7 protein-coding genes are annotated in these 8,284 nt (G+C 64.3%); 4 read left to right on the forward strand and 3 right to left on the reverse strand.

Annotated elements, in window-relative coordinates; genetic code table 11:
- Window positions 1-31: 31 nt before the first annotated feature.
- Both JJ959_RS19185 and JJ959_RS19190 read left to right on the forward strand, forming a co-directional pair.
- On the forward strand, window positions 32-361 hold the full coding sequence (locus JJ959_RS19185) for an NIPSNAP family protein (RefSeq protein WP_292887388.1): 330 nt from the start codon (window positions 32-34) through the stop codon (window positions 359-361).
- Entirely contained in the window at window positions 358-705 is a 348-nt protein-coding gene (locus JJ959_RS19190) for an antibiotic biosynthesis monooxygenase (RefSeq protein WP_292887390.1), read from the forward strand. Before JJ959_RS19185 ends, JJ959_RS19190 begins: the two co-directional genes overlap by 4 nt.
- Here the strand turns inward: JJ959_RS19190 and JJ959_RS19195 are convergent.
- From JJ959_RS19195 to paaK, 3 genes are all read right to left on the reverse strand, one after another.
- Window positions 702-2,723 (reverse strand): glycosyltransferase, encoded by a 2,022-nt coding sequence (locus tag JJ959_RS19195; RefSeq protein WP_292887393.1) that lies wholly within the window; start codon window positions 2,721-2,723, stop codon window positions 702-704. The genes JJ959_RS19190 and JJ959_RS19195 overlap by 4 nt on opposite strands.
- Entirely contained in the window at window positions 2,723-3,925 is a 1,203-nt protein-coding gene (locus JJ959_RS19200) for an HlyD family efflux transporter periplasmic adaptor subunit (protein ID WP_292887395.1), read from the reverse strand. Before JJ959_RS19200 ends, JJ959_RS19195 begins: the two co-directional genes overlap by 1 nt.
- 106 nt (window positions 3,926-4,031) lie before the next feature.
- Window positions 4,032-5,345 carry a phenylacetate--CoA ligase PaaK gene (gene paaK / locus JJ959_RS19205; protein WP_292887398.1) on the reverse strand — a complete coding sequence of 438 codons (1,314 nt, stop codon included), beginning with the start codon at window positions 5,343-5,345 and terminating at the stop codon, window positions 4,032-4,034.
- A gap of 174 nt (window positions 5,346-5,519) precedes the next feature.
- Between paaK and JJ959_RS19210 the strand changes: the two genes are divergently transcribed.
- Both JJ959_RS19210 and JJ959_RS19215 read left to right on the forward strand, forming a co-directional pair.
- The gene (locus JJ959_RS19210) at window positions 5,520-6,734 is read left to right on the forward strand and encodes a serine hydrolase domain-containing protein (protein ID WP_292887401.1); all 1,215 of its coding nucleotides are present in this window, start codon (window positions 5,520-5,522) and stop codon (window positions 6,732-6,734) included.
- An 86-nt stretch (window positions 6,735-6,820) separates the two neighbouring features.
- A partial coding sequence (locus tag JJ959_RS19215; RefSeq protein ID WP_292887404.1) for a GMC family oxidoreductase N-terminal domain-containing protein occupies window positions 6,821-8,284 on the forward strand: 1,464 nt, incomplete at its 3' end.

Here is an 8,284-nt window from a genome sequence, read left to right on the forward strand (position 1 = left end):
GACTGTCCGCCGAAATCAACTGGAGGACCCGATGCTCACCTGCTTCATCCGCTACCATATCGACCCGACCAAGAAGGCCCAGTTCATTCAGTATTCCCGCACCTGGGGCGAGGCGATCCCGCGCTGCGGCGCCGACCTGATCGGCTATTTCGCCCCGCACGAAGGTTCCAGCACCCTCGCCTACGGCGTCTACAACGTCGAAAGCCTCGCCGAGTACGAGGCCTATCGCAAACGCCTCGCTGCCGATCCGCTCGGCCGGGAGAATTACGAATTCGCACAGCGGGAACGGTTCCTGCTGCGCGAGGACCGGACTTTCCTTATCAATGCTTCGAACCCGGTCAAAGAGGGAGATATGCCGTGATCGCCGTGATCTTCGAAGTCGAGCCCAAGCCAGAATACAAGGACCGCTACCTGGAAATCGCCGCCAGCATGCGCGCGCTGATCGAACAGGTGGACGGCTTCATCTCCGTCGAGCGTTTCGCGAGCCTGACCAACGAGGGCAAGCTGGTCTCGCTCTCCTTCTTCCGCGACGAGAAAGCAGTGGAGGATTGGCGCAAGCTGGTCGCCCACCGCGGCGCCCAGGCTGAGGGACGGACGAAGCTGTTCAAGGATTACCGGTTGCGCGTCGCGTCGGTACTGCGGGATTACGGCATGAACGACCGGGACGAAGCGCCGGCCGACAGCCGGGAAAAGCACGGCGCTTAGCCGCCCTTTTTCCGCATCAAGCGGTCCCGGCTGGCACTGCTCTCGCCGAAGAGGCGCCGCAGCAAACCAGTAAGCAGCGACGCCGTCTGCCCCGCATGCGCCGCATTGTCGATGCCCGTTGTGTAGAGATAGCGGATCATCTGCTTGCGGCGCTTGCCCTTCAGGACCGGGACGAAGTCGAACCCGATCCGCGCATCCCCTTCCCCTTCGACAACCCGGGCCACCCGGCCTGGGACCGGCGGGCCGTCCGGCAACTGGAGGTCCCATTCGGACCCGACCGAAACCCGCCTCCCGTCTCCGACCCGTCCGGACGCGCCGGAGAGAGACAGATCCTCGACACGGATCTCGACGGCTTCCCCCTGTTTGCCCGAGAGCCTTGCCTCCAGCCTGATCGGAAAGCGTTCCTGAAGCCGGCGGACGGGGTTTTCGAAACACAGCAGCAACGCGAGGGAAAGCGTCACGACATTGAGCCCCGTCCAGAAGCCGCCGATCAACAGAAACGAGTCGTTTTCGATGATGCGGGTGTCGCTCGGGATATTGATCCAGAGACCGCCGAGGCTGAGCAGAATGAGTGTGGTGATGATGACGGCCTCGACCGTGGAGACGGCCGCGTCCTCCGTCGTGAGACTGCCTTTCGGCGTGACCTGAAACGGCCGCCCGAACGGGCGCACGAGAGAAGACAAGACAACCGGCGCAAGCCGCAGCGAGACGAGGATCGCAGGTCCGTCATTCAGGATCGGGAGCCCGTTGCGTCCGAAGTAGAACAGGGTCGCCGCCCAACCGGTGAAGAGGATCGGCAGCTGCCAGTAAAGGATTTCGAAACCCCTGGCATTGTCGAGCGGCTCCAGGCCGAACCAGAAATACATGATCGGGACCAGCAGCACGATCAGCCGCGCGGGGATATGGAAGACCCAATAGATCGGGAAAAGCAAAATACGCTGGATCAGGCTGATCCCCGTGCCGAAAAGCGGTCCGGCGCGCAGGAAGAGCGTCTGGATCCCGCCCTGGCACCAGCGCTGCCGCTGCACGTAAAACGCCTCCAGGGATTCCGCCGCGAGCCCGATGGTCAGGCGCTCATTGAGATACCGGGTCCGATATCCGGCGCGGAACATCTCCAGTGTCGTCAGGATGTCCTCGGTGATCGACTGGGTCGGAACGCCGCCGATCGCGTCCAGCGCGGCCCGCCGCATCACCGCGCAGGACCCGCAGCAGAACATGGAATCCCAGGCGTCGAGCGACGGCGCGAGATGGTCGAAAAAAAGCCGCTGTTCGTCCGGCCAGCGGTCGGCGATCCAGAGATTGCGCTGAACGGGGTCGCGATTGAAGAAATGCTGGGGCGTCTGCACGATCCCGATGCTCTGGTCGTCAAACAGCCCAACCGTGCGGTTGAGGAACCAGCGGTAAGGCACGAAGTCGGCGTCCAGAACCGCTACGAAATCTCCGTCTGTCTGGGCCAGCGCGTTGTTGATGTTCCCGGCCTTGGCGTGCTTGTGCTCCGGCCTCCGGAGATAGCGCGCGCCATTCTCGGCGCAGAAGTCCCGGAGCCAGTCGCGGTCACCGTCGTCCAGCACCCAGACCTCGAAATTAGGGTAATCGAGATTAAGAGCCCCGATGATCGAGCGTTCGAGAACGTCCAACGGTTCGTTGTAGGTCGGAATAAGCACGTCGACCTTCGGCCAGTCCGCGCGCGGCCGCGCCTTCAGGCGCGCTTCCGCCTCGTCCGCCTCGGCAGACCGGTCGACGATGCGCGTCCGGACAAGCAGGATCTTCAGCAGGTCGGCGATATAGATGCATTCGATCGCGAAGAGGAACCAGATCCAGGCGCCGTTGACTGTCAGGATCGAGCGCGTGGCCACCGTCTCGGTGAAGCGCCAGGGCAGATAGCGGGCGACCACGACGGTGGCGACGATCAGGACCGCCCATCTTGCCCAGGGTTTGCGCGGGCCCGCCGTTTCCGACAGCAACAGAAATACCGCGACGATCAGCAGGACCGGAGCGACGGCTTCCAGCAACGGCATCAGTTGGCACCGGAGGCCGCTGCGGATTTGCTCTCGATCGTCACTTCGGCCCTGCGGCCAACACCGCAAAAGCTCTCTGGCTGGGCATAGACATCATCGGACGAGAAGCCGGCGACCAGCAGCACCTCGTCCTTCTTGAGGAGCGGCGGAGCGGCGGCATATTCGAACCCCGGCGTGACCGAGCGCGTCCCGCGAATCTCCCGGACCTCCGCCCTGTAGTAGGTGGCGCTGCCCTGGAGACGGACGGTGACCGGATCGCCGACATTCAGAGTCTCCGCCGTCTCTTCCGAGATCGCGATCTCGGCGAATACCGTGCTGCAATCGAGGATCTTCAGAAGATCGTTGTTCCGCGTGACCTCGAGGTTGGCGCTCGCCATGCGGCGCCAGACGATCCCCTTCAGCGGACTGCGGACCGTTGCCAGCTGCCTCCGCTCCGCCCGCGGCCCCTCGACCCCAAGCTGCTCGCCAATCGCTGTGAGACGCCCGCGGGTTTCCGCGAGTTCCAGTTTCAGGTCGGACTTGCGGATCTCGAGTTCGTCGAGACGCTGCTGCGAATAGGGAACATCGTTCTGACCGTCGCTGATGAAGACGCCGCTTTTCGCAGATTTCAGCTCCTGATCGAAACGGTCGATGTCGGCCTGCGCCCGGTTGATCTCCTCCCGTGCCTGGGAAAGCTGGGACCGGGCCTCCTCGAGCCGGACCGCCGTGATCGCGCCTTTGGCGACGAGATCCTTGTTGCGTTTGACCGTACTGGCCCGCTCCTCGAGCAGCGCCTGCCAGTATTCCCGGCGCGCGGTCGCCTCCCGAGCACGATAGGCAAGATTCTCCAGCAGACTCTCGCCATAGCGCGCGACACGCCGGTCGAGCACGTCCGACATCGTCACCGCCTCGGAAAGACGCTCCTCGAGGGCGGAGATTCGCGCTGTCAGGAAATCGCGCTCCACCGTCAGGCTGCTGACCAGCCCCTGGCTCTCGCTGTCATCGGTGATCCGGGTAAGCAACGCACCGTCGTCCACCAGACTGCCGACATCCGGAAGATCGCGCAGGATGGTTCCGCTGATGGGCGCCTGAACGGTCACGACCCGGGCATTGATCGTTCCGTTCGAGCGGATCTCGCTGAAGATCCTCGGATAGAGGACGACGATCGCACCGATGATGATGGCAAGGCTGATCAGGATACGGATGAGTCTCGATGCGGACATGCGCCCCCCGGGGATCTGGAAACAATCCACGCGGCTTCAAGAAGTACCGCGCAATGGTTAAAATTGTTTCAAACTCTACCAGATTAAACCCGGTGCAGACTCTCGGCTATCCTGGCGGGCGCTTGTCGACGACGCGGCGTGCCTTGCCCTGGGACCGCTCGACGCTGCCAGGCTGCCCGACGACCACCTTTGCGCTGACCCCGATCACACTCTTGATGTGATGCGCCAGTTCCTTCGCGCTGGCCGCCGCGTGCGCCTCCTCGCCGGCCGCATCCGACTTCGCCTCGCAGATCACCGTCATGGTGTCCATGCGGCCCTCGCGGGTGAGCTCGATCTGGTAATGCGGCGCCAGCCCGTCGCATTTCAGAAGCTGTTCCTCGATCTGGGTCGGGAAGACGTTCACGCCACGAACGATCATCATGTCGTCGGCGCGGCCCGTCACCTTCTCCATTCTCCGCATTGTCCGCGCTGTGCCCGGCAGCAGACGCGTCAGGTCGCCGGTGCGGTAGCGCACCACCGGGAACGCCTCCTTGGTGAGCGAGGTCAGCACCAGCTCGCCGCGCTCGCCTTCCGGCAGGACCTTGCCGGTCGCCGGGTCGATCACCTCGGGATAGAAGTGGTCCTCCCAGATATGCAGGCCGTCCTTGGTCTCGACGCACTCGTTCGCGACACCCGGCCCGATGATTTCCGAAAGCCCGTAGATATCGACCGCGTGCATATCAAAGGCGTCCTCGATCTCCTTGCGCATCGAACCGGTCCAGGGCTCGGCCCCGAAGATGCCGACCTTCAGTTTCGTGTCGCGCGGATCGATCCCCTGGGCGCGGAACTCATCCAGGATCGAAAGCATATAGGACGGGGTCACCATGATGACGTTGGCGCCGAAATCGCGGATCAGGGTGATCTGCCGTTCCGTCATCCCGCCGGAGGCCGGAACCACCGTGCATCCGAGCCTTTCGGCCCCGTAATGCGCGCCGAGCCCGCCGGTGAAGAGCCCGTAGCCGTAGGCGACATGGACGACATCTCCCGCGCGGCCGCCGGAGGCGCGGATACTGCGCGCCATGACCTCGGACCAGACGTCGATGTCCTTCTTCGTGTAGCCGACAACCGTCGGCTTGCCGGTGGTGCCAGAGGATGCGTGAATCCGCGCCAGCTTCTCGCGCGGCACGGCGAACATGCCGAAGGGATAGTGCTCCCGGAGATCCGCCTTCCGGGTGAAGGGAAAGCGCGCAAGGTCGTCGAGGGAGAGTATCTCCTCCGGATGGCCACCGGCCTCCTCGAACTTCCGGCGATAGACCGGTGAATTCTCGTAGGCATGGCTGAGGCTCCATTGCAGCCGGCCAAGCTGCAGCGCCGAGAGCTCGTCCCGGCTCGCCCGCTCGATCGGATCGAGCTCATGTTTCTTCGGTGCCAGATTCAGCACGCATTCCTCCCTCACATGAGACAGCGCTCGGTGGCGCCGCCTGTTTTTCTTTTGCCGGAACGTTAGTGCGGCCTTGTCGAGGCTGCAATCGCGGTGCGACGGTTGACCGCACGGGATCCGACGACGTCTAATCGCCCCCTTCTCGCGATCTCTCACGCCATCCGGATTCAAAGCATGACCGACTTCAAGACCGCAAAGCCCGCCAAACACGGCTTCAGCGCCGCCCGCCTCAAGCGCATCAGCGACTGGATGGCGCGCTATGTCGAGGGCGGCAAGCTGCCTTTCGCCGAAACCCTGATCGCGCGGCGAGGCGAGATCGTGTTTCACGAGGTGACGGGTCATCGCGACGTCGAGAACGGTCTCAAGGCCGAGCCGGGCGGCATCCACCGCATCTATTCCATGACCAAGCCGATCGTCAGCGCGGCGATCATGCAGTTGCTGGAGGCGGGCACGCTTCAGCTCGACGATCCGGTGGCAAAGCACATTCCGGAGCTGGCGAACCTCAAGGTGCTCGGCGAGGACGGCGAGAGCACGAGCGTCGCGAAGACCCAGCCTACCCTGCATCACCTGCTCACCCACACCTCCGGCCTCACCTACGGCATCTTCGATCCGGGGCCGGTCGGCAAGGCGCTGCGCAAGGCGAAGATCGACTTCTCGGAGAAGCACGGGCGGCTCGACGAAACCGTCGCCAAGCTGGCCGACATTCCGCTCGTCTTCGAGCCCGGCACGCGCTGGAATTACGGTGTCTCGACCGACGTGCTCGGACGGGTGGTGGAGACCGCGTCCGGCATGAGCCTCGCGGAATATCTGCACGACCATATCTTCGAGCCGCTCGGCATGGAGGACAGTTTCTTCGCCGTGCCGGCGGACAAGCTCGACCGTTTCAGCGCTTGCTATGCAAAGACCGAGGACGAGGGCATCCGCCGCGTCGACGAGATCGAGGAGAGCCGCTACGCCCACTCGGTCACCATGTTCTCCGGCGGCGGCGGGCTCTGCTCGACGACCTTCGACTATCTTCGCTTCATGGAGATGATCCGGTCCCACGGCGGCGGCGGAGCGGACCCGGTGCTCGGCCGCAAGTCCATCGAGATGATGCTGATGAACCACCTGCCGGGCGACATGGCCTCGATGGGGCAGTCGGTCTTCAGCGAGATGCCGATGAAGGGCATCGGCTTCGGCCTCGGCGGCTCCGTTGTGCTGAACCCGGCGCAGGCCCAGGTGCTCGGCTCGGCCGGCGAATGGGCCTGGGGCGGCGTCGCCTCGACCGGGTTCTGGATCGATCCGAAGGAGGAGATCAGCGTGGTGCACATGACCCAGCTCATGCCCTCCTCCTCCTATCCGCTGCGCCGCGAGCTGCGCACGCTGGTCTATCAGGCGCTGGTCGGCTGACATCGCCCGGATCGCGCGGCGGCGCTTGCCCGCCGCCGAACCGCCTGCAAGACTGACAAAAAATACCTATCGGGGATGGAACGACCGTGGCCAGGGATCTCGGGACCTACGACTACATCATCGTCGGCGCGGGCAGCGCCGGTTGCGTTCTGGCGAACCGGCTCTCCGCCGATCCGTCGAAGAAGGTCCTGCTGCTGGAAGCGGGCGGTGACGACAATTACCACTGGATCCACATTCCGGTCGGCTATCTCTACTGCATCGGCAATCCGCGCACCGACTGGCTGTTCAAGACCGAGGCAGAAGACGGGCTCGGCGGCCGGGCGCTGAACTATCCGCGCGGCAAGGTGATCGGCGGCTGCTCCTCGATCAACGGCATGATCTACATGCGCGGCCAGGCGCGGGACTACGACCAGTGGCGCCAGCTCGGCAATCCCGGCTGGGGCTGGGACGACGTGCTGCCCTATTTCAACCGCTCCGAAGGCTTTCATGTGCGCGGCGACAAGGATCGCAACAGCGAGGGTGAACTCCGTGTCGAGAACCAGCGCCTCTCCTGGGAAATCCTCGACGCCTTCAAGGCGGCGGCGGTCGAGGCCGGCATCCCGGAGACCGACGATTTCAACCGCGGCGACAACGAGGGCGTCGGCTACTTCCACGTGAACCAGAAGAAGGGCATCCGCTGGAGCGCAGCAACCGCCTTCCTGAAGCCGGTCCGCAACCGGCAGAACCTGCATATCGTCACCCACGCCCACGCCAGGGCGCTGCAGTTCGACGGCGCGCGCTGCACCGGCATATCGCTCTCGGTGAAAGGTGAGGACGCGCACGCCTCCTGCAGCGGCGAACTCGTGCTTGCCGCCGGCGCCATCGGTTCGCCGCAGATCCTGCAGCTTTCCGGCATTGGCGACCCCGCGCTTCTAAAGAGCCACGGCATCGCCGTCCGCCACGCCAACGCTTCGGTTGGCGGTAACCTGCAGGACCATCTGCAGATCCGCTGCGCCTTCAAGGTCTCGAACGTGGAGACCCTGAACCGGCGCGCCAACTCGCTGCTCGGCAAGCTCGGCATCGGGCTCGAATACGCTCTCTTCAAGCGCGGGCCGATGACCATGGCGCCGTCCCAGCTCGGGCTCTTCACCAAGTCCGATCCCTCGAAGGAAACGGCGGATCTCGAATATCACGTGCAGCCGCTCTCGCTCGACGCGTTCGGCGAGCCTCTGCATTCTTTTGGCGCCTTTACCGCCAGCGTCTGCAACCTCCGCCCGGAGAGCCGCGGCACGGTCGAGATCAAGAGCGCCGATCCGATGGCCGCCCCGGCGATCAAGCCGAACTATCTCTCGACCGAGGCGGACAAGAAGGTTGCGGCGAACGCGATCCGCATCACCCGAAAGATCGCCGCGCAGCCGGCGCTCGCCCCCTACAGCCCGGAGGAATTCAAGCCGGGTCCCGACTATTCGGACAGCGACGAGTCGCTCGCGGCGGCGGCGGGCCAAATCGGCACCACGATCTTCCATCCCATCGGCACCTGCCGCATGGGCCCCGACGAAGGTGCCGTGGTC

The sequence above is a fragment of the Nisaea sp. genome (assembly GCF_017640745.1).
In the GTDB taxonomy this organism is placed as follows: Bacteria; Pseudomonadota; Alphaproteobacteria; order Thalassobaculales; family Thalassobaculaceae; genus Nisaea.